The 25,678-nt window shown below is 65.2% G+C and carries 26 protein-coding genes and 1 pseudogene; 9 read left to right on the forward strand and 18 right to left on the reverse strand.

The features are described 5' to 3' along the window. The first annotated feature begins 12 nt into the window (after nucleotides 1–12). The gene (locus F604_RS0100555; protein ID WP_019549969.1) at nucleotides 13–1,092 is read left to right on the forward strand and encodes a PIG-L deacetylase family protein; all 1,080 of its coding nucleotides are present in this window, start codon (nucleotides 13–15) and stop codon (nucleotides 1,090–1,092) included. Here the strand turns inward: F604_RS0100555 and scpB are convergent. Further along, on the reverse strand, nucleotides 1,039–1,560 hold the full coding sequence (scpB, locus tag F604_RS0100560; RefSeq protein ID WP_019549970.1) for an SMC-Scp complex subunit ScpB: 522 nt from the start codon (nucleotides 1,558–1,560) through the stop codon (nucleotides 1,039–1,041). The two genes, F604_RS0100555 and scpB, sit on opposite strands and share 54 nt — an antisense overlap. Then, on the reverse strand, nucleotides 1,553–2,146 hold the full coding sequence (locus F604_RS0100565) for an L-threonylcarbamoyladenylate synthase (RefSeq protein WP_019549971.1): 594 nt from the start codon (nucleotides 2,144–2,146) through the stop codon (nucleotides 1,553–1,555). The genes scpB and F604_RS0100565 overlap by 8 nt, the downstream gene beginning before the upstream one ends. Here F604_RS0100565 and pilC point away from each other — a divergent pair. Continuing rightward, the gene (gene pilC / locus F604_RS0100570) at nucleotides 2,145–3,365 is read left to right on the forward strand and encodes a type IV pilus assembly protein PilC (protein WP_015716623.1); all 1,221 of its coding nucleotides are present in this window, start codon (nucleotides 2,145–2,147) and stop codon (nucleotides 3,363–3,365) included. The two genes, F604_RS0100565 and pilC, sit on opposite strands and share 2 nt — an antisense overlap. On the opposite strand, the gene F604_RS0100575 is transcribed toward pilC, so the two are convergent. Further along, nucleotides 3,340–3,792, reverse strand: a complete 453-nt coding sequence (locus F604_RS0100575) for an EVE domain-containing protein (RefSeq protein WP_015716624.1) — start codon at nucleotides 3,790–3,792, stop codon at nucleotides 3,340–3,342. The genes pilC and F604_RS0100575 overlap by 26 nt on opposite strands. Nucleotides 3,793–3,920: 128 nt before the next feature. Here F604_RS0100575 and F604_RS0100580 point away from each other — a divergent pair, with 128 nt between their 5' ends. Both F604_RS0100580 and F604_RS0100585 read left to right on the forward strand, forming a co-directional pair. After that, a complete protein-coding gene (locus F604_RS0100580; RefSeq protein ID WP_026328886.1) occupies nucleotides 3,921–5,258 on the forward strand; it encodes an FAD-binding oxidoreductase in 1,338 nt (445 codons plus the stop codon). A gap of 47 nt (nucleotides 5,259–5,305) precedes the next feature. Continuing rightward, nucleotides 5,306–6,247, forward strand: a complete 942-nt coding sequence (locus F604_RS0100585) for a GGDEF domain-containing protein (protein ID WP_019549973.1) — start codon at nucleotides 5,306–5,308, stop codon at nucleotides 6,245–6,247. Nucleotides 6,248–6,261: 14 nt separating this feature from the next. Here the strand turns inward: F604_RS0100585 and F604_RS0100590 are convergent, their stop codons facing one another. The 9 genes and pseudogenes from F604_RS0100590 to F604_RS0100630 all read right to left on the reverse strand — a co-directional run bounded on the left by F604_RS0100590 (nucleotide 6,262) and on the right by F604_RS0100630 (nucleotide 14,206). After that, nucleotides 6,262–7,341 (reverse strand): prephenate dehydrogenase/arogenate dehydrogenase family protein, encoded by a 1,080-nt coding sequence (locus F604_RS0100590; RefSeq protein ID WP_019549974.1) that lies wholly within the window; start codon nucleotides 7,339–7,341, stop codon nucleotides 6,262–6,264. Beyond that, nucleotides 7,338–8,372: a 3-deoxy-7-phosphoheptulonate synthase gene (gene aroF / locus F604_RS0100595; protein WP_019549975.1), complete on the reverse strand. Its 1,035-nt coding sequence runs from the start codon at nucleotides 8,370–8,372 to the stop codon at nucleotides 7,338–7,340. Before aroF ends, F604_RS0100590 begins: the two co-directional genes overlap by 4 nt. A 598-nt stretch (nucleotides 8,373–8,970) precedes the next feature. After that, nucleotides 8,971–9,729, reverse strand: a complete 759-nt coding sequence (locus F604_RS0100600; RefSeq protein ID WP_019549976.1) for a VOC family protein — start codon at nucleotides 9,727–9,729, stop codon at nucleotides 8,971–8,973. After that, nucleotides 9,729–10,265, reverse strand: a complete 537-nt coding sequence (locus F604_RS0100605) for a YceI family protein (RefSeq protein WP_019549977.1) — start codon at nucleotides 10,263–10,265, stop codon at nucleotides 9,729–9,731. Before F604_RS0100605 ends, F604_RS0100600 begins: the two co-directional genes overlap by 1 nt. Nucleotides 10,266–10,331: 66 nt before the next feature. Then, the gene (locus F604_RS0100610; RefSeq protein WP_019549978.1) at nucleotides 10,332–11,144 is read right to left on the reverse strand and encodes a menaquinone biosynthetic enzyme MqnA/MqnD family protein; all 813 of its coding nucleotides are present in this window, start codon (nucleotides 11,142–11,144) and stop codon (nucleotides 10,332–10,334) included. Then, nucleotides 11,144–12,262: an aminofutalosine synthase MqnE gene (gene mqnE / locus F604_RS0100615; RefSeq protein WP_019549979.1), complete on the reverse strand. Its 1,119-nt coding sequence runs from the start codon at nucleotides 12,260–12,262 to the stop codon at nucleotides 11,144–11,146. The genes F604_RS0100610 and mqnE overlap by 1 nt, the downstream gene beginning before the upstream one ends. Nucleotides 12,263–12,323: 61 nt before the next feature. Next, nucleotides 12,324–12,713: pseudogene (locus F604_RS11730) on the reverse strand (hypothetical protein); the annotation flags it as partial. Between the two features lie 5 nt (nucleotides 12,714–12,718). Continuing rightward, the gene (locus tag F604_RS0100625; protein WP_019549980.1) at nucleotides 12,719–13,162 is read right to left on the reverse strand and encodes a YqhA family protein; all 444 of its coding nucleotides are present in this window, start codon (nucleotides 13,160–13,162) and stop codon (nucleotides 12,719–12,721) included. A 9-nt stretch (nucleotides 13,163–13,171) separates the two neighbouring features. After that, the gene (locus tag F604_RS0100630; RefSeq protein ID WP_019549981.1) at nucleotides 13,172–14,206 is read right to left on the reverse strand and encodes a substrate-binding domain-containing protein; all 1,035 of its coding nucleotides are present in this window, start codon (nucleotides 14,204–14,206) and stop codon (nucleotides 13,172–13,174) included. Between the two features lie 90 nt (nucleotides 14,207–14,296). On the opposite strand from F604_RS0100630, the gene F604_RS0100635 reads away from it, so the two are divergent. From F604_RS0100635 to purD, 5 genes are read left to right on the forward strand one after another with little or no spacing between them, the layout of a single operon-like run. Next, nucleotides 14,297–14,830, forward strand: a complete 534-nt coding sequence (locus F604_RS0100635) for a glycerol-3-phosphate acyltransferase (RefSeq protein ID WP_026328887.1) — start codon at nucleotides 14,297–14,299, stop codon at nucleotides 14,828–14,830. A gap of 9 nt (nucleotides 14,831–14,839) precedes the next feature. Further along, nucleotides 14,840–15,634: a fumarylacetoacetate hydrolase family protein gene (locus F604_RS0100640; RefSeq protein ID WP_019549983.1), complete on the forward strand. Its 795-nt coding sequence runs from the start codon at nucleotides 14,840–14,842 to the stop codon at nucleotides 15,632–15,634. After that, entirely contained in the window at nucleotides 15,628–16,524 is an 897-nt protein-coding gene (locus F604_RS0100645; protein WP_019549984.1) for an MBL fold metallo-hydrolase, read from the forward strand. The genes F604_RS0100640 and F604_RS0100645 overlap by 7 nt, the downstream gene beginning before the upstream one ends. 4 nt (nucleotides 16,525–16,528) lie before the next feature. Continuing rightward, nucleotides 16,529–17,428, forward strand: coding sequence for a phosphoribosylglycinamide formyltransferase (purN, locus tag F604_RS0100650; RefSeq protein WP_019549985.1), 900 nt, complete (start codon nucleotides 16,529–16,531; stop codon nucleotides 17,426–17,428). Then, entirely contained in the window at nucleotides 17,425–18,672 is a 1,248-nt protein-coding gene (gene purD / locus F604_RS0100655) for a phosphoribosylamine--glycine ligase (protein WP_019549986.1), read from the forward strand. Before purN ends, purD begins: the two co-directional genes overlap by 4 nt. Here the strand turns inward: purD and F604_RS0100660 are convergent. The 6 genes from F604_RS0100660 to F604_RS0100685 are packed head-to-tail and all read right to left on the reverse strand — an operon-like array spanning nucleotide 18,669 to nucleotide 25,642. After that, nucleotides 18,669–20,564 (reverse strand): 3'-5' exonuclease, encoded by a 1,896-nt coding sequence (locus F604_RS0100660; RefSeq protein ID WP_019549987.1) that lies wholly within the window; start codon nucleotides 20,562–20,564, stop codon nucleotides 18,669–18,671. The two genes, purD and F604_RS0100660, sit on opposite strands and share 4 nt — an antisense overlap. Next, a complete protein-coding gene (locus F604_RS0100665) occupies nucleotides 20,561–20,917 on the reverse strand; it encodes a response regulator transcription factor (RefSeq protein ID WP_019549988.1) in 357 nt (118 codons plus the stop codon). Before F604_RS0100665 ends, F604_RS0100660 begins: the two co-directional genes overlap by 4 nt. Next, complete coding sequence (locus F604_RS0100670) at nucleotides 20,892–23,402, reverse strand: sensor histidine kinase (RefSeq protein ID WP_019549989.1); 2,511 nt, start codon at nucleotides 23,400–23,402, stop codon at nucleotides 20,892–20,894. Before F604_RS0100670 ends, F604_RS0100665 begins: the two co-directional genes overlap by 26 nt. Beyond that, nucleotides 23,399–23,575, reverse strand: coding sequence for a hypothetical protein (locus F604_RS12995; protein WP_019549990.1), 177 nt, complete (start codon nucleotides 23,573–23,575; stop codon nucleotides 23,399–23,401). The genes F604_RS0100670 and F604_RS12995 overlap by 4 nt, the downstream gene beginning before the upstream one ends. Next, the gene (locus F604_RS0100680; protein ID WP_019549991.1) at nucleotides 23,572–25,320 is read right to left on the reverse strand and encodes a DUF294 nucleotidyltransferase-like domain-containing protein; all 1,749 of its coding nucleotides are present in this window, start codon (nucleotides 25,318–25,320) and stop codon (nucleotides 23,572–23,574) included. The genes F604_RS12995 and F604_RS0100680 overlap by 4 nt, the downstream gene beginning before the upstream one ends. Further along, the gene (locus F604_RS0100685) at nucleotides 25,274–25,642 is read right to left on the reverse strand and encodes a hypothetical protein (RefSeq protein WP_019549992.1); all 369 of its coding nucleotides are present in this window, start codon (nucleotides 25,640–25,642) and stop codon (nucleotides 25,274–25,276) included. Before F604_RS0100685 ends, F604_RS0100680 begins: the two co-directional genes overlap by 47 nt. Nucleotides 25,643–25,678: the final 36 nt, after the last annotated feature.

A 25,678-nucleotide genomic window follows, 5' to 3' on the forward strand; every position in this document is an offset into this window, starting at 1 on the left:
TAAAATGCCCTTGTGCGCCGCCTAGCCCCCTGGCAGTGGTTTTTGGCCCTCCTGGTCCTCTACCTGCTTTTGGCGGAGGCCTTAAGGCTTTGGTTGGGCCTTCTTTGGGCGGAACGGGTAGGACTCCTTTTGGCGGCCTTGGGGGTTTGGGCCTTCATCAACGGGCGGTTCATCTTTGCCTACTACCACGCCCTCACCACCTCCTTCCGGGTGCGAAGGCTCCCCCCGTTTCCGGAACCTAGACCGGGGGAGCACCTCCTCATCCTGGCCCCCCACCCGGACGACGAGGTGCTGGCGGCGGCGGGGCTGATGCGCCGCACCCTTCTAAGGGGAGGACGGGTGAGCGTGGTCTACCTCACCTCAGGGGATGCCTTTGACCTGGCGGCGGGAAGCCCTTTGCCCTCCAAAGAGGCCATGCGCCGGCTGGCCTTAAGGCGCATGGTGGAGGCCTGGCGGGGCCTTAAGGCCCTGGGCCTTTCCCGGGACAGCGCCTACTTCCTGGGCTTTCCCGACCAGGGTCTTTTCGCCCTCTTCACCACCCACTACTACCTGCCTTACGAGAGCCCCTACACGGGCCTGAAAGCGGTGGCCTACCCCGGGTGTTACCGCTTGGGGCTTCCCTACACGGGAAAGGCCCTCGAGGCCACCTTGGTGGAACTTCTGGCCGCCCTGAAGCCCACCCGCATCCTCCTGCCAAGCCCTTTGGACGCCCACCGGGACCATCAGGCCACCGCCTACTTCGGCATGCGGGCGGCGGCTTTTCTCGGCCTGGAGGGCCGCCTGGAGTACTACGTGGTCCACGGGGGCTACCAGTACCCCCTCCCCAAGGGGCTTCACCCCCGCCTTCCCCTCTACCCGGCCCCTAGGGGAAAAGGCCTCCCTTGGCGGCGTTTTTCCCTTAGCGAGGAGGAGGTGAGGCTTAAGGAAAAGGCCATCCGCGCCCATAGAAGCCAGATGCGGCTTTTGGGCCGCTTTCTTTTGGCTTTCGTGCGGCAAAACGAGCTCTTTAGCCCCCTTCCCATCCCGGCGCGGGAGGCCTTAGCCCCGGAGGAGGAGGGGTGGGCCGTCCTCGAGGGGCGGGAGGTCCTTTAGGCTTTCCAGGCCGAAGACTTCCAGGAAGCGCTTTGTGGTGCCGTAGAGCTTGGGCCGGCCCGGGGCTTCCTTTTCCCCCACCACCCGGATTAACCCCCGCTCCAAAAGGCTTTCCAGGGTTCCTTCCACGCTTTTCCCCCGCATGGCCTCAAGCTCCGCCCGGGCGATGGGCTGGTGGTAGGCGATGAGGGCCAGGACCTCGAGGGCCGCCTTGGAGAGCCGGGGCGGGCTGGGCTTGAGGACCCGTTCCACCGCTTCCAGGGCGCCCTCGTGCACTACAAGCCGCCACCCCCCTGCCACCCGTTCCAGGGCCACCCCCAGGCTTCCCTCCTTAAGCTCCGCCTCCAGGGCCTGAAGCGTCCTAAGGAGGGTTTCCTCCGGGTGGCCCAAGGCCTTGAGTTCCCTCAGGGCCACGGGCCTTCCCGCGGCGAAAAGGACCGCCAACACCTCCGCCTTCAGGTTAGACATCTTGCAGGTAGGGCAACAGGGCCTCCTTGGGAATGGCTCCCTCCCTCAGGACCTCCCCCGTGCGCAGGTCCACCACGCTGGAAGCCAGGCCCAGGGCTTCCCCCGGGAAGACATAGTCCACGCCGAATTCCCGGGCCTCCTTTTCCGTGCGCACCGGGGGCTCGCCGCTCCTGTTGAGGCTGGTGGCCGCGGCATACCCGCCTACCCGGCGGAGAAGCTCCCGAAGCAGGGGATGATCCGGCATCCTCAGCCCCACGGAACCATCCCGGCTGATCCAAGGGGGGATGTCTCTCCCCGGCACCACCACGGTGAGCCCTCCGGGCCAGAAGGCCTCCGCCAGGCGCAGGAACTTATCCCGTAGCTTCCCGAGGTCCGCAAGCTTAAGGGCGCTTTCCAGGTCCGCCACCAGCACCTGGAGGGGCTTTTCCTCTCCCCGGCCCTTCAGGGCGTAGATGCGCCGGCAGGCGGCCTCGTCCTCCATCCGGGCCAGCACCCCCCAGACGGTGTCCGTGGGAAAGGCCACCAGGCCCCCACGCCGAAGGGTTTCCGCTGCTTCCTGTAGCTCCTTCTGGTATACTTCTGCCATGCCAGTCTACCAGTATAAGGCCCGCGACCGCCAGGGCCGCCTGGTGGAGGCCACCATCGAGGCGGAGGACCTGCGCACCGCCGCCAGGCTCCTGAGGGACCGGGGGCTTTTCGTGGCCGAGATCAAGGAGCCGGGGAGGGGCCTGCAGGCCGAGGTGCGCCTTCCTGCCCTGGAGAGGGGTCCTGGCCTTAAGGACCTGGCCATCTTCTCCCGGCAGCTGGCCACCATGCTGGGGGCGGGGCTCACGCTTTTGCAGTCCCTTTCCATCCTGGAAAGGCAGACCGAGAACAAGAAGTTCCGGGAGATCATTAAGAAGGTCCGCACCGACATCGAAGGGGGCATGGCTTTTTCCGATGCCCTGGCCAAGCACAAGCTCTTCTCCCGGCTTTACGTGAACCTGGTGCGGGCCGGGGAGACCTCGGGTGGCTTGGACCTGATCCTGGACCGCCTGGCCACCTTCCTGGAAAAGGACCTGGAGCTTAGGGGCAAGATCCGTAGCGCCATGACCTATCCCGTGATCGTCTTCGTCTTCGCTGTGGGTGTGGCCTATTTCCTTCTTACCGGCATCGTGCCCCAGTTCGCCCAGATCCTCACGGACTTGGGCTCGGAGCTTCCCCTCCTCACCCGGTTCCTCATCGCCCTTTCGGGCTTCCTCCGGGCTGCCACGTTGCCCCTAATCCTCTTGGCGGTGGTCCTTTTCTTCGTTTACCGCTGGTACTACAGGACGTCCCAAGGGCGAAAGGTCATTGACCGCATCAAGCTGCGGATGCCGGTCTTCGGCAACCTGGGCCGCAAGACGGCGGTGGCCCGTTTCTCCCGCACCCTGGCCCTGCTCCTCTCCAGCGGGGTCAACATCGTGGAGTCCTTGGATATCACCAAAGGGACGGCGGGGAACAGCGTGGTGGAGGAAATCGTGGACACGGCCAAGCTCAAGGTGCAGCAGGGGGAGCCCTTGAACCTCACCCTGGCCCAGCACCCCTTCGTCTTTCCCCCCATGGTGAGCTCCATGGTGGCCATCGGCGAGGAGACGGGGGCCCTGGACACCTTGCTTTCCAAGATCGCCGACTTCTACGAGCGGGAGGTGGACGAGGCGGTAGCCAGCCTCACTGCCGCCATCGAGCCCCTCATGATCATCTTCCTGGGCGTGATCGTGGGCATGATCGTGGCGGGGATGTTCCTGCCCCTCTTCAAGATCATCGGCACCCTTTCCGCGCAATAAGCCTTTCGGCCACCTCCGGGGGAACCGGCATCACGGAAAGCCGGTTTCCCCTTTTCACTAGGGGGTGGTCTGGGGGAAAGCAGGCCTTGAGCTCGGCCAAGGGCACAAGGGGCCAGGCCTCGAGGAACTCCACCTCCACCGTGTACCACCGGGGGTTTTCCCGGGTGGCTCTGGGGTCAAAGTAGGGGCTAGAGGGGTCAAACTGGGTGGGGTCAGGAACCAGGGTCCCCACCACCCGGCAAAGCCCGGCGATTCCCGGGGGGTTGGTGCTGGAGTGGTAGAAGAAGCAGAGGTCCCCTAGTTGCATGTGCATCAGGTAGTTCCGGGCCTGGTAGTTGCGCACCCCGTCCCAAATGGCCCTGCCCTCCCGTTTCAGGTCCAGGATGCTGTACACCTCGGGTTCGGATTTCAAAAGCCAGTAGGCCATGCCTAGAGTCTAAAGGGGTCTTTAGGGGGTACACCGGGGGGCTTCCCGGACCTTACGTGCCAGCGGCCAACCGGGTTTACCCCGATTCCTCCCCCTATTGCGACCCCACCTGGTAGCCTTAGGGCATGATGGGGGTGCAGGCGGAACTCAAGGCCCTTTTCGGCCCTAGGGCCCTCCTCTCCCCGGCGGAAAAGGGGGTTTACCGCTATGACGCCATCCTGGTGGGGCCAGAGCCCTTGGCGGTGGTCCTGCCGGAAACCCGGGAGGAGGTGCAGGCCCTGGTGCGCCTGGCCCGCAAGCATGGTCTTTCCCTGGTGGCCCGGGGTGCGGGAAGCGGTTTGAGCGGCGGGGCGGTGCCCGAGGAGGGAGCCATTGTGGTGGCCTTTACCCGCATGGCCCGCCTGGAGCTGGACCCTGTGGGGCGCACCGCCTGGGCCGAGCCCGGCGTCACCACGGCTAGAATCTCGGAGGAGGCCAGGCCCTATGGGCTTTTCTACCCGCCTGACCCCGCCTCTTGGCGCACCAGCAGCCTAGGGGGCAACCTGGGAGAGAATGCCGGAGGGCCCCTGTGCTTCAAGTACGGGGTCACGGGGGATTACGTTTTGGAGCTGGAGTTTGTGGATTCCTGGGGGGAGGTGCACCGCCTGGGCCGCCAGGCCTACGATCTCCCTGGCCTCCTCATCGGTTCGGAGGGGACCTTGGGCCTGATCACCGGGGCCAGGGTGCGCCTTCTCCCCCTTCCCCGGTACCGGGCCACCTTGATGGCGGCTTTTCCCGAGGTGGGGGCCTTGGCGGAGGCGGTTTCCCGGGCCATCGCCCTGGGGGCGGTACCCGCCAGACTGGAGTTTTTGGATCCCGTCTCTGTGAATGCCGTGGAGGACTACCTGGGTATGGGCCTACCCCGGGGGCACGCCCTCCTTCTGGTGGAGACGGATGGGGATGACCTCGAGGTGGTCCAGGAGGAGCTTTCCCTCCTGGAGAAGACCGCCAAGGACCTCGGGGCAAGGGTGCAAAGGGCTCACGACGAGAAGGAGGCCGAGGCCCTTTGGCGGGCCAGGCGGAGCGTGAGCCCTGCCTTGGGCCGCATCCGCCCTAAACGGGTGAACGAGGACATCGCGGTGCCCAGGAGCGAGCTTCCTAAGGTGGTGCGGGAGATCGCCGCTTTGGGGGAAGCCTATGGCCTGGTGGTGGCCCAGTTCGGCCATATCGGGGATGGGAACCTGCACCCCAACATCCTCTTTGACCCCAGGAGGGAAAGCGAGGAGCGGGTTTGGGAGCTGGCCCATGAGATCGCCCGGGTGGCCTTGAGGCACGGGGGGGTGCTTTCCGGGGAGCACGGCATCGGCCTCATGAAGCGGGCCTTCATGGAGGAGGCGGTGGATGAAGGGACCCTCGAGGCCTTCCGCGCCGTAAAGGCCACCCTGGATCCCCAAGGTCTTTTGAATCCCGGCAAGGTTCTTCCCTAGTCCAGTTTTCACAGGCTTTTAACGGGAACCGGTCTACCATGGGAAGCATGGATGGCCGGGGCCGGGTCTTTTACTTTGCCAGCTGGGCCGGGATGGCCCTTGGCCTTTTGCTCCAGGCGCAGAGATTCCCGCCCCAGGGCCTGGAAGTTTTGCTCTACGCTTTTTTCGTTCTCTGGGCCCTTTGGGCCCTGCGCCGGGGTCCTAAGGTGGCGCCCCGCCTTCTTCTCCATCTCCTTGGAGCCTATTTGCTGTTTGAACTATGGCGGGTGGGGGAGAACTGGCCCTTGGCGGGGTTCTTCACCCCGGCCCTTTACCTGCTGGCTGGGTTCGCCTATCCCCCCTGGTCCTTAGGGCACCTTTTGGGGGCCTTCTGGGGTGGGGTTTTGGTTCTTGCCCCCCTGGTTTTGGGGCGCAACCTGGATTTCTGGCCTCATTTTGCCGTGAGCCAGGTTATTCTCTTAAGCCTTACCTTTCTCCTGGCCCGCTTCCGCGAGGCCCACGGCCAGATGCGCTTCTGGAAGGAACAGGCCCTCACGGATCCCCTAACCGGTCTCCTCAACAGGAGGGCCTTGGAGATGGCCTTAGAAAGGGAGGCCGCCCGGGTGGAGCGGGGGGAGAGGCCCTTCAGCCTGGTGCTTGTGGACCTGGACGACTTTAAACGGGTGAACGACACCCACGGCCACCAGGTGGGGGACCGGATCCTTAAGGAGGTGGCCCAGTACCTGGTGGCCCACGTGCGCCAGGGGGACCTGGTGGGGCGCTGGGGTGGGGAGGAGTTTGCCGTTATCCTTCCCCGCACCGAGGGGAAGGAGGCGCTCCAGGTGGCGGACAGGCTGAGGGAAGGCCTGAAGACCTTGGGGATCACCGCAAGCTTTGGGGTGGCGGTGTATGGGGGTGATCCCAGGGATCTCTTCCAAAGGGCGGACCGAGCCCTTTACCAGGCTAAGGGCTCGGGAAAGAACCAGGTGAGGCTGGATTCGGGTTCTTAGAGGGGGAGCCGGTTTCAGGAAACCCGGTACCCTACTCGGGAGAGGACTTCCCGGGCCCTTTCCCTTTCCTCCCGGCTGGCGAAGCCTAAGCGGATGGCCCCGGCCTCCTCCCGGATGGTGAGGACCTCGATGTCCTTGATGTTGACCCCGGCCTCCCCCAAGGCGGTGGCGATCCTGGCGATCTGGCCGGGCCGGTCGGGCACCTGGACCACCAGGTCGTGCATCTCGGGGAGCAGGCTTCGGCGCACGATGGGCAGGCTGTCCCGGGTGCGCTTGGCCTCCTCCGCCACCCGTAGGAGAACCTCGGGCTGGTCCAAAAACCCTTCCAGCTCCAAGAGCACCCCTCGTAGCTCTTCAATGGCTTCCTTGAGGGCTTCCTTGTTCTCCACCACCATGTCCCGGCTCATCCGGGGAGACCCTGAGGCCACCCGGGTGAGGTCGCGAAACCCCCCGGCCGCCAAGAACATCAGGAGGTCCCGGTGGGGGCTATGGGCCACCAGGCGGTTTAGGGCCACGGCCAAAAGATAGGGCAGGTGGGAGATGCGGGCCACCAAGCGGTCGTGAAGCTCCGGGGGGATTTCCAAGGGGTAGGCTCCCAAGGCCTCCACCAGCTTCTTAATCCCTTCGCGCGCCTTAGGGCTGGTCCGTGGCGTAGGGGTTAAAACCCAGATGGCGTTGTGCAGAAGGCCCGCGTGGGCGTTTTCCACCCCGGCCCGCTCGCTTCCCGCCATGGGGTGGCTTCCCAGGAAGTGGGGCAGGATGCCCTCGAGGTCCCCCACCACCCGGGCCTTCACGCTGCCCACATCGGTCCAGAGGCTATCGGGGTGGGCTAAGGGAGCCAGCCTCCTGCCCAGGTCCACCAGGGCTCCCACAGGGGCCGCCAGGATGCCCAGCTCCAGCTCCCCCACCCAAGGGCCAAGCTGGGGGTGCACCCGGTCGGCTACCCCCAGGAAGAGGGCCTTCTCCAAGGCTTCGGGGTCCTGGTCGTAGGCGTGGATCTCCTCGGCCAGGAAGCGCTCCTTTAGGCCCAGGGCCACGCTTCCCCCCAGAAGGCCCACCCCGAAGATGCCCACCTTGCCAAAAAGCGGTTTCATCCCAAGACGGGTGCGGAGAGGGTCTTGTCCAGGGCTTCCAAAAGCCGCTTAGCCTTTTGCATCAGCTCGGCGAACTCGTGCTCGTAGAGCTGCTGGGCTGCGTCGGAAAGGGCTTTTTCCGGCTCGGGGTGGGTTTCCACGATGAGGCCATCCGCCCCTGCCGCAAGCCCCGCCAGGGCCAAGGGGATGACCCACTCCCGCTTGCCTGCGGGGTGGGAGGGATCCACCCATACGGGGAGGTGGGTGAAGCTTTTGAGCACGGGCACCGCCGAGACATCCAGGGTGAAGCGGGTGGTCTTCTCAAAGGTGCGGATCCCCCGCTCTACCAGGATCACCTGCATGTTGCCCCGGGAGAGGATGTACTCGGCGCTCATTAAGAACTCTTCCAGGGTCATGCTCATACCCCGCTTGAGGAGGACGGGCTTTTTCGCCTCGCCCACCGCCTGGAGGAGGGCGAAGTTTTGGGCGTTACGGGCCCCGATCTGCAGGGCGTCGGCATACTCCGCCACCAGTTCCACCTGCTCCGGGGAGAGGACCTCGGTGACCACGGGAAGCCCCGTCTCCCGCCGGGCCTCCGCCAGGATCTTGAGCCCCTCCAGGCCCAGCCCTTGGAAGGCGTAGGGGCTGGTCCTGGGCTTGAAGGCCCCGCCCCTCAGCATCCCCGCCCCGTGGGCCTTCACGTAGCGGGCGGCTTTAAGGGTCTGCTCCCGGGACTCCACCCCACAGGGCCCTGCGGCGATCAGCACATGGCCTCCCCCCGTCTTGCACGTGGGGAACTCCAAGACGGTGGGGAAGGGCTGGACCTCGAGGCTCGCCAGCTTGTAGGGCTTGGAGATGGGGATCACCTCCGCCACCCCGGGCAGGGCGCGGAAGTGCTCCATGAGCTCCGGGGTAGGCCCCCGGCCGATGGCCCCCACCAGGGTGGTCTCCACTCCCCGGGAGACGTGGGGCCGGTAGCCCACCTTCTCAATTTCCCGCACCACCTCTTCTAACTCCGCTTCCGTGTGTCCCCGCTTCATCACGATGAGCATCCTTCCCTCCTAAAAGCCTTGGGCGCCCCCTTTTTTGGGGGCGCCCTTCTTGCGGAAAAACCCTATGCGGACCGCAGGGCGCCCCCGGCGGGATAATAAAAGCCGAAGTAGCGCCCTAGGGTCCGCATATTGCCTCCAAGCATAGGGGAGGGGGGAAGACCTGTCAAGAGGGGCAGAGCGGGGACCGAAAGGCCCTTGCCCCGCGGGTTATTCCCTTTAGAGAAAAGAGGGGGTGTGGGGGAGCTATAATCCCCCGGTTTCCAAGATAGCCCTCAAGATACGCTAACGCGTGACACAGGCTGACCAAACCGGGGATACATGGACTCCCCCACGTCCACCACAGGTGGACACGGATTTGGTACAATGTTCTTGGGGACAAAGTTCCCCGTGGACCTTGAAACCTGCAAAAACGGGTTCCATCGGGTAGTCCGATGGGTAAAACTCCAAACGAACACCCGTGGCAGAGCCAGAAGCATTGCGCTCGCCTGCCGAGGAGTCAAGGTCTTTCTGGGCCTGGACGGGGCCTTCGGGGAAAACCCCGCGTGCTTTCCCGCAGGGAAACACCCCGAGAAGCCCCGGACTTTAGTCCGGGGAGTCGTCACAAGCTGGCCGTAAGGCGCATTTGTGCTCCCGTGGGGTCTTGCAGCTCCATCGTCCGGCCCCAGGGGTCCAGGAGCGTGTAGCCGAGGAGTCCCGTGGACTCTGGCGGAGCCCTTCGCTTTCCTGCCCAGACGTTGGCCCCCACGTGGTGGTGGTAGCCATCCCAGGCGAAAAAGAGGGCCCCGGGGTAGGTGCGCAGGGTGACCTCCATGCCCAGGTGGTTGGCAAAAAGGGCCTCGGCCTCCTTGAGGTCTTCCACATGTAGGTGCAGATGGCCGAGGAGGGTTTCGGGTGGAAGGGAGCTGGGTTTTGGGGCTTGGGAAAGGAGCCCTTCCAGGTTCAAGGGGGCGGTGAACATAAGGGGTTCGGAGGGCCAGGCCCCTTGGGGCCGGTCCCAGTAGAGCTCGAGGCCATTCCCCTCAGGATCGCGAAAGTAAAGGGCCTCGGAAACCCCGTGGTCTGCTGCTCCCTCGAAGTAGGCCCCAGCTTGGAGGAGCCTTTGGGTGACCCCGGCCAAGGCCCTGCGGTCGGGGAGGAGGAGGGCGAAGTGGTAAAGGCCCACCGAGGGATAGGGCCTCAGGGGAGCTTCAGGAGCATGGACCAGCTCCAGGTGAAACCCCTGGCCTCTCGGGTAAAGGCGGTAGCGGGGTGGGTCGGCCTCCAGCCTCAGGCCCAGGAGGCCCTGGTAGAAGGAGAGGGCCGCCTCGAGGTCCCTCACCCTTAGGGTGAGGGCCAAAAGCCGCGGGGGAAAGGCCATTACCCGGCCACCGCCTCCTGCGCCTTGACCGCCTCGGTGTCCACGCTGAAGCGCACTTCCTCGCCCACCAGTACCCCGCCCATCTCCAGGGGCATGTTCCAGGTGAGGCCGAAGTCCTTGCGGTTCAGCTTTCCTTCAAAATGGGCGGCGATGCGTTCGTTGCCCCAGGGGTCCTTGACTGGGCCATGGGTTTCCACCTCGAAGGAGAGGGGCCGGGTGATGCCCCGGATGGTTACCTCCCCCTCCACCCTGTACCGCCCCTCGCCCAAGGGGGTAATCCTCTCGCTTCGGAAGACGATCTCGGGGTAGCGCTCCACATCCAGGAAGTCGGGGGAACGCAGGTGGTTGTCCCGGTCGGGCACCCCGGTGTGGATGCTTTTCGCATCCAGCCGGGCCTCCACCTTAAGGGGCTTCCCGGTTTCGTCCGTCTCCACGTAACCCTCTTTGAGGTTTAAGGTGCCCTTGACCGTGGCGATCATCATATGCCGCACGGCGAACTCGATGCTGGTGTGGGCTGGGTCTAGGTTCCAACGCATGTTTTGACCTCCTTGGGTCCAAGGACCCAGTACTAGGCTACTCAGGGTGCTATATAAAGTCAAGCACTATGCGGGATAGTATGTAGGGGCAAAGGGAAGGCCCAAAGCGTCGGCGAAAGCCTTTAGCCCCAGGCGGTCGGGCTCCTCCAGGTGGTAGCGGAAGTTCCAAAGGTAGTGCTCCATGAGCACAGGGTGGATTCCAAGCCGCTTGGCCTCGGCTTCCGCTACTTCTCCCAGCCGGCTAAGCCCCTGGCGCCGGGCCTTTCTCAGGGCTTGCACCAACTTTAAGGGAGGAGGGTTTTCCCTGCGGTAGGCCCAGACGGCGAAGACGAAGGGCAGCCGGGTGCGTTCAAACCAGAGCATGGAGAGGTCCACCACCTCTACCTCCCCAAAGCGGGTGGGAAGGGCATGGGGGGTCTCAGGGAGATGGTCTAGGAGGCTGGCGTAGGCCTGGATGGCTTTGTCGCCGATGAGGAGGACCCCGTCGTACTCCTTAAGGAGCTCCAGTCCCCCTTCCTTGGCCTCGTACTGGGGAAAAACCCCCTGTTCCCCAAGGAGGAGCTTTAGGAGCTCCACGCTGGTGGCGCTTTCCGTGGTGAGGGCAATGCGCTTCAGGTCCGCGGGCTTCCCCTTAAGAAACAAGTTAACCGAGTACACCCGTCCCAGGACGGCCACGGAAAAGTCGGGGAGAAGCCCTAGCTCCTCCTGGTGCTCCAGGTAAAAGTAGCTGGAAACCAGGGAAAGCCCCACCTCTCCCGAGAGCACCATCCGGTTGAGCTCTGCGGGAACCCCATAGCAAAGCCGCCAGCCATCGGGCTCCAGAAACTGGTAGAGGGGGGCGGTGTTGGCGTAGGGGGGAACCCCCAGGGCGTAGGCCATCAGGCCTCCACGGCGTCCCAGATCCGGATCTCCCGGTAAAGGGCATCCCGCTCCACGGGGATGCGGCCCGCCTTGCGGATGATGCCCGCAAGCTCCTTCTTGGATAGCCCCTTGGGGGTGGGGCTTCCCGCCATGTGCACGATGCGCTCTTCAATCAAGGTGCCGTCGATATCCGTCACCCCCCAGTCCAGGGAAACCTGGGCCAGCTCCGGGGTCAGGGTGGCCCAGTAGCCCTTGATGTGGGGGATGTTGTCCAGGTAGAGCCGGGCCACCGCCAGGTTGCGGAGGTCGTCCAGGCCGGTGGTGAACTCCCGTTTCCCTAGCCTTTGGGCCAGATGGTTCCCGTCGGGTTGGAAGGCCAAGGGGATGAAGCTCATGAACCCCCCCGTTTCGTCCTGGAGCTGCCGCAGGCGGTCCATGTGGTCCAGGCGCTCCTCGAGGGTTTCTATGTGCCCGTAGAGCATGGTGGCGTTGGTGGGGATGCCGAGTTCGTGGGCGGTCCGGTGGATCAAAAGCCAACCCTCGGCGGAAACCTTGGCCCGGGCGATCTCCTTGCGCACCCTTTCGGCGAAGATCTCCGCCCCGCCCCCCGGCATGGCGTCCAGCCCCGCTTCCTTAAGGGCCTGGAGCACCTCCTTGTAGGGGAGGCGGGCGATCTTGGAGAAGTGGTGGATCTCCGCTGCCGTCCAGGCCTTCACCTGGACCCCGGGGAAGCTCGCTTTTAGGGCCCGCACCAGGTCCAGGTAGTAGGAAAAGGGCCTTTTGGGGTGGTGGCCCGCCGTCATGTGGATCTCCGTGAGGCCGGGCTGGTACCGCTCCCTCACCCAGGCCACCACCTCCTCCACATCCCAATCCCAGGCCCCCTCCTCCCCGAACTTTCTCTGGAAGGCGCAGAAGGTGCAGCCCACGTAGCAGATGTTGGTCTGGGAAACGCGGATGGAGTGGACAAAGTAGGTCTTGTGCCCGTGCTTTTTCTCCCGCACCCGGTTGGCCAGGCGCATGAGGCCTGGCAGGTCCTGGGTCTCGTAGAGGATTAGCCCCTCGGCGAAGGTGAGGCGTTCGCCGGCCTCCACCTTCTCGGCGATGGGCCAGAGCTTGGGGTCCCGGATGCCCTTCACGAGGAGGAGTCTACCCCTTCCCGGAACCTTTGGACTAGGGCCATGACTCCCCTTCGCCTCCCCCCCACGCTTTTCCCCGGCAAAAGGCCTCGCAGGTAGCGATCGGTGAGGAGGAGAGGTCGGCGGGGGACTCCCAGCTTCCCCCCCGCCAGAGGAAGTCCTCCCGGGAAAGCCCCCGCTCCTGGCGCACGGCCACCTCCTGCCAGGGGCGCACCCAGTACCCCTGGGAAAGCTCGGAGAAGAGGTCTTGCAAGGCAGGTAGCAGGTAGCCTGCCTTTTCCTCGGGACCCTGGATGGGGTAAAGGGTTTCCAGCACGTGAAAGGGGCTTGGGGGGGCTAAGGCCTTGCCCCTTAGGGCCAGGTAGAGCTCGCCGAAGGCCTCGTGCCCCCGCTGGCCCAGGCGATGCTCGGCCATGCGGCTGGCGTGGTTTTGGTCCAGGTAGACCAGCAACTCCCTCAGTCCTTGGCCTTGGCCAGCCAAAGGGCGGAGGCCAGAAGGGCCACCCCGCCGGCGAAGAGGAGGAAGTCCAAGGAGGTCTGGGGCTTGAAGGCCGAGGCCCTTTCAAAGAACTTCACCACCAGGATCATGACGATCACCTGGCCCAGCTTGCCCTTGAGGTCCGCCAGGCTTTCCACCGTGAGGGCGTTTTCCAAGGGAAGCTCCAGCTTGCGGATGAAAAGCTCAAAAAGGCCCAGGCTGAAGATGAGGAAAACGGCGCTTAAAAGGGCCAGGTCCACGGCGCCCACCAGGACGGGAAGGGCTTCGTCCAAGGGTTTTTGCACCGCAAGGAGGGTTTCCTCGAGGGCATGCCAGGCGAAGTAGAGGGCCCCGAGGAGCATCCCCACCACGGGGAGAAGCATGAGCCAGCGCAAAGGGTAAACCAGGGCTTCCGGGCGCATGGGGAGATTCTAAGGCAGGTAGGGAACTGCAGGAGAGGTGCGGGTGGAGGCCCGTTCGATCAGGAGGGGTTCAAAGCGCACGGCCCGGGGAGGGCCCGCATAGCCCTGCATCCTCTCCAGGAGAAGTTGCGCCGCCCGGGCGCCCATGGCCTCCACCGGCTGGGCGATGGTGGAAAGCCCCACCTCCTCGGTGAAGGGATGCCCGTCAAAGCCCAGGACCCTTACCTCCTTGCCCAAGGTGAGCCCCAGCCTTTCCGCTTCCTCTAAGATCCCCAGGGCTACCTGGTCGGCACCGGCGAAGACGTTGAGGGGGGGCGAGGCCCTTTCCAGGAAGTGCCGGAGGGCCAACCTCCCCCCTTCCTGGGAAAGCCGGGTGGTGTAGAGGTGGCCTTCGGGGAAGGGACGCCCCGCCTCCTTTAAGGCCTCCTGGAATCCAGCCAGGCGTTCGGCGAAGACCGTGTGGCGGAAGGCCCGGTCGGGTTCCTCCTCCACCTTCACGGCGAAGATGGGGCCGGGGAAGCGCGCCAGGTACTCCCCGGCCAGGTGACCCCCCAGGAAGTTGTCCAGGTAAACGGAGTCGTACCGGGGGTTCTTGGCGTCCACCAATACCACGGGGCGGTCGGTGGGAAGCCTCCCTCCCTCAAAGTGCTCGCTGAGGTCGTAGGAGGCGAGGATGAGGCCGTCGGTGAGGAAGGCCAGAGTGGAGCTTTCCAAATACCGCCTGAGCCGGGCCTGGGAGAGAATGGGGAAGAGGGCCAGGTCGTAGCGCTTTTCCAGGAGGACGCCTTCGATCCCCTCCACCAGCCTTCGGTAAAACTCCGTGGCCACGAAGGGAAGGAGGACGGAGACCGTGTAGCTTCTTCCTCCCGCGATGCGCCGGGCATGGGGGTTCGGGGTGTAGCCCAGTTCCTCCATGGCCTTCAGCACCCGGGCCCGGGTTTCCGGGCGCACCGCCTTGTGGTTGTTGAGCACCCGGCTCACCGTGCCCAGGCCCACCCCGGCCCGGGCGGCCACCTCGAGGATGGTGGGTTTCTTCTTGCTCATAGTCTGGTTCCCTGTTCCTGGTGGAAGCGCTTCATGGAAACTTCCATAACCAGCATAGGGCAAGGAAAAGGTTTTTGCAAGAATGGGGGCATGGCCTACGTGCTTCTGGCGTACCTCCTGGGTTCCCTGGTGGGGGGGCTCCTCTTCTTCCCCGAGGTGCGGGCCAAAGATCTTCCGGGGGGCTCGGGGGTTTTCCGCCGCAAGGGTTCTTGGGCTGCCCTCTGGGTGGTGCTGTGGGACCTGGGCAAGGGAGCCTTGGCCCTTCTCCTCGTCCCTTCAGAGTGGCGGGTGTGGGCCGCGGCGGCGGTGGTGGCGGGGCACAACTGGCCCCTGTTCTTCCGCTTCCGGGGCGGGGGTGGGATTGCTCCCTCCCTGGGCTACTTCCTGGCCTGGCTTCCCAGGGAAACCCTGGGGGCGGCGCTTTTGGGCCTGGGGGTGGCGGGGGTCTACCACCTCCTTTACTGGAGGAAGCAGCGTAAGGGTATTTATCCCATACCCTTCGGGGCCATCTTCGGCTACCTGGCGCTTTTGCTCCTGGCCCCCGCCGAGGGGCGGCTTGCGGCCTTGCTGGTGGCCCTGGTGGTGGCCCTGAGGGGTCTGCAAATCCTCTCGGGAAGATGGTAGCTTTAGGGCATGAAGATTCTCCGGTTTAACGGGGGGCGTTGGGGAATACTGGAAGGCGAGCTTGTCCTGGAGACCGATGGCCCTGGGGGCAACCCCACGGGGAAGCGTTACGACCTGGCTGCGGTCCGCCTTCTGGTCCCGGCCACGCCCAGCAAGATTGTGTGCGTGGGGAGAAACTACCGGGAGCACATCCGGGAGATGGGCCACGATTTCGGCCAGGACCTGCCCAAGGAGCCGGGCCTGTTCCTGAAGGCCCCCAACACCCTGGCCCACCCCGGCAACCCGCGGGATCCCTGGAACACGGGGGATGCGGTGCCCTACCCCTTCTTCACCCAGGAGCTCCATTACGAAGGGGAGCTGGCCGTGGTGATCGGGGACCGCATGCGAAACGTGCCTCCTGAGAAGGCCCTAGACCACGTCCTGGGTTATACCATTGCCGTGGACATCACCGCCCGGGATGCCCAGAAACAGGACCTCCAGTGGGTGCGGGCCAAGAGCGCCGACAAGTTTCTGCCCCTAGGCCCCTGGATTGAAACCGATCTGGACCCGCAGAACGCCTGGGTGCGCACCTACGTGAACGACCAGCTTCGCCAGGAGGGGCACACCTCCGCCATGATCTTCAGCGTGGCCGAGATCCTCTCCTACATCTCCAGCTTCATGACCCTGGAGCCCTTGGATGTGGTCCTCACCGGCACCCCGGAGGGCGTGGGGGCCTTAGAGCCGGGGGACAGGCTGGAGGTGGCCATTGAGGGCATCGGCACCCTGCACACCCGGATCGGCCCTAAGGAGGAGCGCCCATGGTGAAGGTCTTGGACCTCCAGTTTCAGGGGGTGGAGAAGGTCATCGCCAGCTTCCTCCTCCAGTCCCGGGAGGGGCCGGTTCTGATCGAAACGGGGCCGGAGAGTACCTATGCCCGACTCGAGGCGGCCTTGAAGCAGGAGGGAGTGCACCCAAAGGAGGTCCGCCATGTCTTCGTGACCCACATCCACCTGGACCACGCCGGGGCTGCCTGGCGGTTTGCGGAGCTTGGGGCCACGGTGTACGTGCATCCCCGAGGGGCCCCGCACCTGGTGGATCCATCGAGGCTTCTGGCCTCCGCCGAGCGCATCTACGGGGCGATGCTGAAACCCCTCTGGGGGGAGCTTAAGGGGATTCCCCAGGAGCGGGTGCGGGTCCTGGAGGACGGGGAGGTGGTGGACCTCGGGGGGCTTAGGGTCCAAGCCCTGGAAACCCTGGGCCACGCCTCCCACCACCATGCTTACCTGGTGGATGGCCTCCTCTTCGCCGGGGACATCGCCGGGGTAAGGATTGGCCAGGGCCCGGTCCTGCCGCCCACCCCACCCCCGGACATCCACCTGGAAAGCTGGTACGCCTCCTTGGACCGCATTCTGGCCCTCAGGCCCGAGGTCCTCTACCTCACCCACTTCGGTCCTTACCGGGACGTGGAGGCCCACCTCCTGGCCTTGCGAGGGGTTTTAGAGGAGTGGGCGGGCTGGGTCCTGCACCGGCTTAAGGAGGGGCTTTCCCTGGAGGAGATGACCGAGCGCTTTGAGGCCTACTGGCGGAGGGGGTTGGAGGAGGCGGGGGTGGAGGGGGGTCTTGCCCAGCTCTACGCCCTGGCCGACCCCCCCTACATGAACCTGCAAGGTCTGGTGCGCTACTGGCAGAAGCACCACCCCGAGGCCTTGGGATAGGCCTATGCTGAGCCCGTTTCCCTTGGGCCGTCCCGCGCGGATGGCGGTTATGGCCTCGGGCCGGGGTACCAACCTGGAGGCCCTCCTGGAGGCTTTTTCCCCCCAAAACCCCTGGGGGGAGGTGGTGCTGGTCCTCTCCGACAACCCGGAGGCCTACGCTTTGAAGCGGGCCTCGAGGCGGGGGGTGGAGGCGGTGGCCATCCCCTGGCGGGGGCGGAAGGCGTTTGAAAGGGAGGCCCTGGACCTGTTGCGGGCCAGGGGTGTGGACCTGGTGCTCCTGGCTGGCTTCATGCGCCTCCTCTCCCCGGGTTTTGTGGAACCCTGGTACGGGCGCCTTTTGAACATCCACCCTTCCCTCCTCCCGGACTACCCGGGGCTACACGTGCACCGGAGGGTCTTGGAGGCGGGGGAAAGGGAAACGGGCTCCACGGTGCACTTCGTGGACCAGGGGATGGACACCGGGCCCATCGTCCTCCAGGGGCGGGTGCCCGTTCTGCCCGGGGATACCCCGGAAACCCTGGAAAGGCGGGTGCTTTTCCTGGAGCACCGCCTTTACCCCAGGGCGGTGCGCCTGGTGCTTTCGGGAATGGCCTTCCCCCCGGGGGAGGGCCTGAAGGCCCTTCTTGGGGAGGCTTGGCCCCGCTTCCAGGGGCTCAGTCCCAGGGAGAAGCCCCTTTATCTCCGGGCCGCGGTCCTGCTTTCCGTCTGGGGCCTGGGGGGCCTGGTGCCGGCCGCCTTTATGGGCCAAGGGGGGGAGTGGGCCCGGGGGGCCTTCCTTACCGCCCACCTCCTGGCGGCGGTGGAGGGGGGCCATCCCGCCCTGCGCCAGGAGCTTTCGGAACTCCCCGAGGAGGTTCGCCTAAAGGCCGAGGAGGTCTTAAGGCGGGTAGAATCTTCCCCATGAAGGTGCTGGTGGTGGGTTCTGGGGGGCGGGAGCATGCCCTCCTTTGGAAGGCGGCGCAAAGCCCCTTGGTGGATAGGCTCTATGCCGCTCCCGGCAATGCCGGGATGGCCCCTTTGGCGGAACTGGTGCCTTGGAATGGGGATGTGGAGGCCTTGGCGGACTGGGCCCTGGGCGAGGGGATAGACCTTACCCTGGTGGGCCCTGAAGCCCCCCTGGTGGAGGGGATTGCCGATGCCTTCCAAAAAAGGGGGCTCCTCATCTTTGGCCCCACCCAGAAGGCGGCCATGATTGAGGGTTCCAAGGCCTTTGCCAAGGGGCTTATGGAGCGGTACGGGATCCCCACGGCCCGCTATAGGGTTTTCCAGGATCCTATCCTGGCCCTGGAGTACCTGGAGGAGGTGGGGGTGCCCATCGTCATCAAGGACTCCGGGCTGGCGGCGGGCAAGGGGGTGACGGTGGCCTTTGACCTCCATACCGCCAAGCAGGCGGTGTCCAACCTCCTCTCGGGGCCCGAGGGCGGCGAGGTGGTCATGGAGGAGTACCTGGAAGGGGAGGAGGCCACGGTCCTGGCCTTAACCGATGGGGAGACCATCCTACCCCTCCTCCCTTCCCAGGACCACAAGCGCCTTCTGGATGGGGACCAGGGTCCCATGACCGGGGGAATGGGGGCGGTGGCCCCTTATCCCATGGACGCCGCCATCTTCAGGCGGGTGGAGGAGGAGATCCTAAAGCCCTTGATCCAGGGTCTAAGGGCTGAAGGCGTGGTCTACCGGGGGGTGGTCTATGCGGGGCTGATGCTTACCCGGGAAGGCCCCAAGGTGTTGGAGTTCAACGCCCGTTTCGGCGACCCCGAGGCCCAGGCCCTTTTGCCCCTTTTGCAAAGCGATCTGGTGGAGCTGGCTCTGAGGGTGGCGGAGGGGCGGCTTAAGGGGGCGGAGCTCTCCTGGAGGGAGGGGGCCTCGGCCTGCGTGGTCCTTGCGGCCCCGGGCTACCCGGAAAACCCCAGGAAGGGCATTCCCCTGCACGTACCCGAGCCTCCGGAGGGGGTCCTGGTTTTCCATGCGGGGACCCGCCTCGAGGGTGGGGTGCTTTGGAGCCAGGGGGGCAGGGTGCTGAACGTGGTGGGTCTGGGCCAGGACCTGAAGGAGGCCTTGGAGCGCGCCTATGCCTTTATCCCCCGGGTGAGGTTCCCCGGGGCCCAGTACCGAAAGGACATTGGCCTTAGGGCCCTCAAAAGGGGCTAATACGTTAGCTTGGCCAAGGGAAGCTGGGCGCAGGCCCTAAGCACCTCTCCCAGGGTGCGGTAGCCCTTCTCCTTGAGGAGGGGGACCATGCGGGCGAAGACCTCGGCGGTCATGAGGGCGTCCCCCAAGGCGGTATGCCGCCCGACCACCGGTACCCCAAACCGCTCCGCCAAAGCCTCTAGACGGTGGTCCTTGAGGTCGGGGAAGAGGAGGTGGGAGAGGAGGAGGGTATCCACCAAGGGGGGTTGGTGGATACCCACCCGCCGCAGAAAGGCCATGTCAAAGGCTCCGTTATGGGCCAGGAGGACGCTATCCTCCAAAAAGGCGCGGAAGGCGGGAAGGACTTCTTCCAGGCGGGGCTTTCCCTTAAGCATCTCCCAGGTCAGCCCATGCACCTCGCTGGAGACCTTGGGGATGGGCCGGCCTGGGTCCACCAGGGCCTCAAAGGCCTCTTGGCGGAGCACCCTTTGCCCCAGGACGTGCACCCCTCCTAGGGCGATGATGGCATCTTTTTCCGGGTCCAGGCCCGTGGTTTCCAGGTCAAAGGCGGTGTAGAGGAGGCTTTCCAAGGGGGCTTCTTCCAGGGCCTCCGGGACCTGGAGGAGGGTGAGGTCAAAGACCACGGCCCGGGGAGGGGGGCCCTCCTGGGTGGGAAGACGGGGGGCCTCCCGTGCGGGGAGAAGGAGGTGAAGGCGGGAAGCCTCGCCCCAGGCGCTTCCCCCCGAGCGTCCGGCTGCCTCCTCCAGAAGAGGGGGGAGCCGGATGCCCCGGCCTTCTTGGAGGGTCAGGGTAAGGTGGAGGAAACCATCCTCCCGCCTTCCTTCCAAAAAAGCTTCCTCCACCTCTTGGAGAGCCTCCGCCAAGCCCCTGGCCAGGACATAGGTATCGGCCAGGACGAGAAGACCCTTGGCCTCCTCCTCCAGGGAGAAGCCCGGGGTAATCCCCACTTCCCGCTCCAGGGTTTGCGCCAGGAGGGAAAGGAGGTCCTCCGCCAGCACCTCCGCCGCCTGGGCTTTGGGCTTCCAGGAGGCGATGAGCTGGCTGAGTTCTTCCGCCGTGGCCCTGGCGGTGCGCAGGAGGGATTGGAGGTGGGGGCTTTGCACCTCCAGGCCCAGGACCTCCACCAGGGCTTTGAGCCCGGCCAGCTTGTCCCGCAGGCGGTGGAGGAGCCTTCCATCCAGGGCTCCTTCCTCCTTGGCTCCTTCCAGGAGGACCAGATGCCCCTTCTCTCCCTCCAAGGGCACCACCTGAAGCCACAGGGCCCCCCTGGGTCCTTGGGTGAGGAAGCGCGCCTTCGGAAGGTTCAGGGCATGGACCCATAACCCCCGGTCCAAAAGGCCCAGAAGGCTCTTGCCCACCCCCAGGCCTTCCCCCAGAAGCTCCCGGGCGGCAAGGTTGTAGAGGAGGACCTGGCCCCTAGGGTTGGCCAGAACCACCCCCTGGGGTAGGTGGGCGATGAGGGCCGAAAGCCTCTTCCGCTCCTCTTCCAGGAGGGTCTTGGCTTCGGCGATCCGGGCTGCCACCTCTCTTTCCAGGGCCTCCTTCTCCTGGGCCAAGCGGTTGATGAGGCGGGCTAGGGTCTGGAGTTCCAAGGGGCCCCTAGGGCGGAGGCGGTGGCCCGGGTTGCTGAGGATTACCCCTGCTTCCTGCCCAAGGGCACGGGTTACTGCCAAGTAACCTAAAAACACCGGATATAGGAGGGCCCCAAGCACCAGAGCGAAGAGAGACCCGACGAAAAGGAGGGCAGGAACCTTGGTTTGAACCAGCCGGAGAAGTTCCCGGGCTAAGGTTTCCTCTCCTTGGAGCAGGAGAAGTAAGCCCAGGATCGCCGTACCCCCCACCAGAAGGAGGCCCAGGAGGAGGGCGCCCAAGAAGCGAAAGACCTCCTTCATCTCCCCGCCAGCCTTTCCACCTGGGCCAGGAGGTCCTGGGTGGCGAAGGGCTTGGCCATGAAGGCCTCGGCCCCGAGGGCCAGGGCCTTAGCCCGGTCCGCCTCCCGCCCCCGGGCGGTGAGGACCAGGACCTTGGGCCTTTGGGGCAGGGCCTTGGCCCGCTCCAAAACGGCGAAGCCATCCATGCCCGGAAGCATGAGGTCCAGCACCAAAAGGTCAAAGGCCCCTTGGCTCAGGGATTCCCAGGCCTCCTCCCCCGTGCGGGCCAGGACCACTTCGTGCCCTGCCTTCCTTAGCAGGAATTCCAGGGGAACCAGGATGCTTTCCTCATCGTCCACCACCAGGATTCTCATCCTTCACCTCCAAGGGCAGGGTAAAGGCGAACACCGCCCCTTCCCCCTCTTCCAGCCATATCCGCCCTCCAAGGCCTTCCACAAGCCTGCGTGCCAGGAAAAGCCCCAGGCCCGTGCCACCGGAGAAGCTCTGGAAGGGTTCAAACACCAGGGCCCGGGCTTCCTCGGGTACCCCAGGTCCGTCGTCCTGGATGCGGAAAAGGGCTTCGGGGCCCGTCGTGGTGAGCTCGAGGCGCACCCGGCTTCGCGCGTGGCGCAAAGCGTTGTGCAGTAGGTTTAGGAGCACCTGGAGCACCCGGTCCCGATCGGTGAGGGCCTGGACCCCCGCCAGTTGGCATTCCATTGCAATCCCCTTTTCGCGGGCCAGGGGTTCCACCAGGGCCAAGGCCTCCTCCGCCAGGGCCTTTAGGTCCGTGGGGCTACGGGCCAAAGGTACCCCCGCTTGCAATCGGGTATAGGCCAGGACCTCTTCCACCAGGCGGGAAAGCCTGGCGGCCTCCTTGGCCAAAAGGGCGGTGAAGCGGCGCCTTTCCTCCTCCTCTAGGTCGGGGTTGGCCTCGAGGATCTCCGCCAAAGCCCGGACCGCGGTGAGGGGGGTTTTGAGCTCGTGGGAAACCGCGGCCAGGATCTCGTCCTTGGCCTGGTCCAGGGCTTTTAGGCGCTCGTAGGCTTCGGAAAGCTCCCTTTTGGCCTCCTCCAAGGCCCGGGCGTAGGCCCGCACCTCCCGCGACTCCCGGGCCGCTTCCTCCAGCAGGGTCTCCAGGGGAGGTGGGGGGGCTTCCGGGGCCTCCCGGGTGGCGGAAAGGAGGAGAAGCCTGGCGGTGGCGGGTCCTAGGGAAGCGGAGAGCCAAGACTCTGCCAAAGCCACCGCCTGGGGGCCTGTTAGGCCCAGGGCCTCTTCCCGGAACGCCTTTCCCACCTCGGGACCTAAGACCCGTTCCACCAAGGCGGTAAGCTCCGTAAGCTCGCCCGTCCGGCCCACCGGGATGCGCCCTTTACGGGTAAAGAGGGATACCCCCACCGCCAGGGCCAGGTTGACCCCCAGGCTTGCCAGAAAGCCGTGGGTGACCGGGTCCAGCCCCTGGATCCCCAGAAGTCCCTCCGGGTGGAGAAGGGGGTGGGGACCTTCCAAAAAACTGGGGGGAAGCCAACCGGAACGGGCCAGGGCGGGTAAAAAAAGGGTATAGGCCCAAACCAGCATGCCCCCAAGGAGGCCGGCCAGGGCTCCCTGGGGGGTGGCTCCCCTCCAAAAGAGGCCCAAGAGGCTTGCCGGGGCCAGCTGGGCCACGGCCACGAAGGAGATGAGGCCCATGGCCACCAAAGCGTAGGCCTCTCCCGCCAGCCGGAAGTAAAGGTAGGCCAGGAGCATAACCAGCAAAATGGAAATCCGCCGCCCCACCAAGAGGCTTCCCAAAGCCTTCCGGCGCAGAAGCAAGGGGGAAAGGAGGTGGTTGGAGATGAGGATGGAAAGGGCCAGGCTTTCCACGATGACCATAGCGGTGGCGGCGGAAACCCCCCCCAGGAAGGCCAAAAGGGCGAGCGCCGGACTTACGAACTCCAAGGGCAAGGCCAGCACGTAAAGATCAGGGTTTTCCTGGGGTAGAAGAAGGCGTCCCCAAAGGGCCAGGGGGACCACCGGCAGGTTGATGAGGAGGAGGTAGAGGGGAAAGAGCCAGGCGGCCAGGCGCAGGTGATGGGGGTTGGCGTTTTCCACTACGCTCACGTGAAACTGCCGGGGCAGAAAGAGAAAGGCCAAGCCGGAAAGGAGGACCAGGCTCACCCAGGCCAGATGGCCGGAAAGCCCTTCATGGGGTAGGAGGAGGGGCCGCAATCTGGGGTCCTCCTGGGCTTGAGGGAAGGGGTTTCCCAGTTGCCAAAGCACCACCCCCCCCACGAGGAGGAAGGCGAGGAGCTTGACCCCGGATTCAAAGGCCACCGCCAGCACTAGCCCTGGGTGCTTTTCCGAAGGGTCCAGGTGCCGGGTACCAAAAAGGATGGCAAAAAGGGCCAAGAGCAAGGCGGTGGGGAGGGCCACGTCCACCAGGGGGGCTCTTCCCCCGCTCAAGAAGAGAAAGCCTTGGGCGATGGCCTTGAGCTGAAGGGCCAGGTAGGGCAATAGACCTACCACCAGGAAGCCAGCCACCAAGGAGCCTAAGGGGCCAGGGCCATAGCGCAGGAAAAGGAAGTCGGCCCAGGAGGTGAGGCGGTGGGTGCGGGCGAGTTCCAGTAGCCTTCCATGTAAAAAGGGCCAGAGGAGGAGGGCCAGGGTGGGGCCCAGGTAGATGGAGAGGAAGCCCATGCCCTCGGTAGCCGCTCGGCCCACGCTGCCGAAAAAGGTCCAAGCTGTAGCGTAGACGGCCAGGGAAAAGGCGTAGGCGTGGGCGCTTTGGGCTAGGGTTCTACCCCGGCCCTCTCCCCATAGGGCCACCAGGAACAAGGAGGCCAGGTAGAGGAAAAGGATGAGGAGAACCCAGAGGGTGCTCATGGCTTGCGGTAAAGAAAGTAGGCGAGGAGGATCACCAAGCCCCAGGCCAGGAAGAGGTAAAGGTATAAAAGGGGAAGCCCCCAAGGCCCCTTTTCCCCTAGGGGGAGGAGATCGAAGGGAGGGGTAAAGAGGACCCAAGCTAAAAAGAAGAGGGCCAGCGCTCTTTCCTTCATCGCAACTGGAAGCTTCTTGCGGTACTTTCCTGGAGTTCGGCGATGGCACGGAAGCCCTCGAGGGCCCGCCGTTTCTCCGTGGTACCTAGGGCAGACCAAAGCACCCGGTTGTCCACCCCCTTCCCCTGGCGCAGGGCGGCAAGCTGGTGTTTTAGGCGCAGGGCGAAGAAGAAGCGGAAGGCCTCCTCGAGGCGCTCCGCTCCCTCTTGGCTTAGGGTGCCTCCTTCCGCCGCTGCCTTGAGCCTTTCCACCGTGCCCTTGGCCAGGCTCCCCGCCATGAGGGCGTAAAGCCGGGCCAGGGCCACGATGGGGGCGAGGGCGTGGCGCTTGAGATCCACAAAGCCCTCCTCTGTGCGCACCCTTCCAAAAAGGCCCAAGGGAGGGCGGAACTCCAGGCTGGCCTGGGCCAGGTGGTAAAGGAAGACCCCCTTCCGGCTTCCCTCCAGGATGGTTTCCTCCAGGGGCTTTAGGGAAAGGCTCCCCGCCGCCTTGCGCAGGTCAAAGAAGATCTGGGTTTCCAGGAGGGCCTGGGGTTCGGGGGCCTCCATCCAGCGGCGGAAGGTTTCCTGCCATTCCGGCAGGGTCTTGCGCCAGCGGGTGGCCATGTACCCTCCCTTGCACTCGGGGATCCCGGCCCGGATCAGCCCCCCCACCACGTGCTCCGCCAGGGCCTGGAAGTAGGCCTCATGGCCGTCACTTTCCAGCACCAAGGCGTTGTCCTGATCTGTAAGGAGGGCCTGCTCCCGCCTTCCCTCCGAGCCGAAGACCAAAAAGGCGTAGGCCACGGGAGGGGGGCCCAAGGCGGCTTCCGCCTCCCGCACCAGGCGGCGGATGAGGGCGTCGTTGAGGGAGGCCACCACCCGGCCGATCTCCACCCCGCCCAAGCCCCTCTGGAAGAGGCCTTCCACCAGGGAGGCCACCTCGAGGCTATACCGCTCCAGCTCCAGCCTTTCGATCCGCCTCAGGAGGAGGAGGGGGCTTTGCGCCTGGTTCAGGAGGAGGTCGGTGTGGGTGACCACCCCCACCACCCGTTCCCCTTCCGTGAGGGGCAGGTGGTGGATTCCCCGCTCCACCATGGCGGCCAGGGCTTCGTAGACGGGGGTTTCCGCTGGGAGGGAGAAGAGGGGAGAAGTCATCACCTCCCCCACGGGGGTGGAAGGGGGGCGGCCCTCGGCCAGGACCCGGTTCCTCAGGTCGCGGTCGGTGAGGATGCCCGGGGGTTCGCCTTCCACCAGGAGGCTGGAGATGCCTTCCTGGCGCATCCTCCTGGCCGCTTCCTCCACGGTGGCGGAAGGCGGGATAAAGGCGGGCGGGCGGCGTACCAGCTGGCCCACCGGCGAGAAGAGGGAGGGGGCTGGGGCCAGCCTGAGCCGGACCCGTTCCACCAGGCCCTGGCCGAAAAAGCGGGCTACATCTGGATAGGCCAGAAGCCTTTGGAAGGCCTCCTTGGGAAAGGCCAGGACCTTAACCGGCGTTTTGGCCACCACGCTTAGGGAAGGAGGCTCCCCGGAGAGGAGGGAGGGGAAGCCGAAAAACTCCCCCGCCTCGAGGGTCCCCACCTCCTCTTCCCCGTCCACCAGGGCCACGCTTCCCTCCAGGAGCAGGTACAGGGCCTGCGCGGGCTCGCCCCCCTGGTCCAGGAGAAAGGTGCCAGGGGGATGTTCTTCCGCCCGGGCTTCCTTCAGCAGGGCTTCCCGTTCAGCCTCGGGAAGGGCGTTTAGGGGTGGAAGGGTTCTGGGATCCATACTCCGGGGTCAGCCAGGCCAGGAGGGGAACCAGGAGGTGAAGGGCCACCTGGGCCTGCAGGAGGATCAGAAGGCCAATGCCCAGCATGAAGGCCGGGGGGAGAAGCACCACCAGGCGGATCACCCGGCCTATCCCCGGCTCGGGTAAGGGCCAGATGCGGTGGTAAAGGATCCCAAGCCCCACCCCGACACCGGCTCCCAGGGCGATCTGGAGCAGGGTAACCGGGGTGGGGAAGGGAAGGCCCAGGAGGTAGTGGCCCGTGAGGTAGAAGCCGAAGAACACCACCAGGCTTCCCAGGTAAAACCGCAGGTAATGGAGCATGAGGATAGTTTAAGGGGGGCAGAAGCCCCCCTCGTG

It is taken from the genome of Thermus scotoductus DSM 8553 (genome assembly GCF_000381045.1).
GTDB lineage: Bacteria > Deinococcota > Deinococci > Deinococcales > Thermaceae > Thermus > Thermus scotoductus.

Bases quoted from the DNA above. Each gene is read 5' to 3' on its own strand.
- scpB (WP_019549970.1), bottom strand. From the start codon at position 1,560: ATGTCTAACCTGAAGGCGGAGGTGTTGGCGGTCCTTTTCGCCGCGGGA.
- pilC (WP_015716623.1), top strand. From the start codon at position 2,145: ATGCCAGTCTACCAGTATAAGGCCCGCGACCGCCAGGGCCGCCTGGTG.
- F604_RS0100565 (WP_019549971.1), bottom strand. From the start codon at position 2,146: ATGGCAGAAGTATACCAGAAGGAGCTACAGGAAGCAGCGGAAACCCTT.
- F604_RS0100575 (WP_015716624.1), bottom strand. From the start codon at position 3,792: ATGGCCTACTGGCTTTTGAAATCCGAACCCGAGGTGTACAGCATCCTG.
- F604_RS0100580 (WP_026328886.1), top strand. From the start codon at position 3,921: ATGGGGGTGCAGGCGGAACTCAAGGCCCTTTTCGGCCCTAGGGCCCTC.
- F604_RS0100585 (WP_019549973.1), top strand. From the start codon at position 5,306: ATGGATGGCCGGGGCCGGGTCTTTTACTTTGCCAGCTGGGCCGGGATG.
- F604_RS0100590 (WP_019549974.1), bottom strand. From the start codon at position 7,341: ATGAAACCGCTTTTTGGCAAGGTGGGCATCTTCGGGGTGGGCCTTCTG.
- aroF (WP_019549975.1), bottom strand. From the start codon at position 8,372: ATGCTCATCGTGATGAAGCGGGGACACACGGAAGCGGAGTTAGAAGAG.
- F604_RS0100600 (WP_019549976.1), bottom strand. From the start codon at position 9,729: ATGGCCTTTCCCCCGCGGCTTTTGGCCCTCACCCTAAGGGTGAGGGAC.
- F604_RS0100605 (WP_019549977.1), bottom strand. From the start codon at position 10,265: ATGCGTTGGAACCTAGACCCAGCCCACACCAGCATCGAGTTCGCCGTG.
- F604_RS0100610 (WP_019549978.1), bottom strand. From the start codon at position 11,144: ATGGCCTACGCCCTGGGGGTTCCCCCCTACGCCAACACCGCCCCCCTC.
- F604_RS0100625 (WP_019549980.1), bottom strand. From the start codon at position 13,162: ATGCGCCCGGAAGCCCTGGTTTACCCTTTGCGCTGGCTCATGCTTCTC.
- F604_RS0100630 (WP_019549981.1), bottom strand. From the start codon at position 14,206: ATGAGCAAGAAGAAACCCACCATCCTCGAGGTGGCCGCCCGGGCCGGG.
- F604_RS0100635 (WP_026328887.1), top strand. From the start codon at position 14,297: ATGGCCTACGTGCTTCTGGCGTACCTCCTGGGTTCCCTGGTGGGGGGG.
- F604_RS0100640 (WP_019549983.1), top strand. From the start codon at position 14,840: ATGAAGATTCTCCGGTTTAACGGGGGGCGTTGGGGAATACTGGAAGGC.
- F604_RS0100645 (WP_019549984.1), top strand. From the start codon at position 15,628: ATGGTGAAGGTCTTGGACCTCCAGTTTCAGGGGGTGGAGAAGGTCATC.
- purN (WP_019549985.1), top strand. From the start codon at position 16,529: ATGCTGAGCCCGTTTCCCTTGGGCCGTCCCGCGCGGATGGCGGTTATG.
- purD (WP_019549986.1), top strand. From the start codon at position 17,425: ATGAAGGTGCTGGTGGTGGGTTCTGGGGGGCGGGAGCATGCCCTCCTT.
- F604_RS0100660 (WP_019549987.1), bottom strand. From the start codon at position 20,564: ATGAAGGAGGTCTTTCGCTTCTTGGGCGCCCTCCTCCTGGGCCTCCTT.
- F604_RS0100665 (WP_019549988.1), bottom strand. From the start codon at position 20,917: ATGAGAATCCTGGTGGTGGACGATGAGGAAAGCATCCTGGTTCCCCTG.
- F604_RS0100670 (WP_019549989.1), bottom strand. From the start codon at position 23,402: ATGAGCACCCTCTGGGTTCTCCTCATCCTTTTCCTCTACCTGGCCTCC.
- F604_RS12995 (WP_019549990.1), bottom strand. From the start codon at position 23,575: ATGAAGGAAAGAGCGCTGGCCCTCTTCTTTTTAGCTTGGGTCCTCTTT.
- F604_RS0100680 (WP_019549991.1), bottom strand. From the start codon at position 25,320: ATGGATCCCAGAACCCTTCCACCCCTAAACGCCCTTCCCGAGGCTGAA.
- F604_RS0100685 (WP_019549992.1), bottom strand. From the start codon at position 25,642: ATGCTCCATTACCTGCGGTTTTACCTGGGAAGCCTGGTGGTGTTCTTC.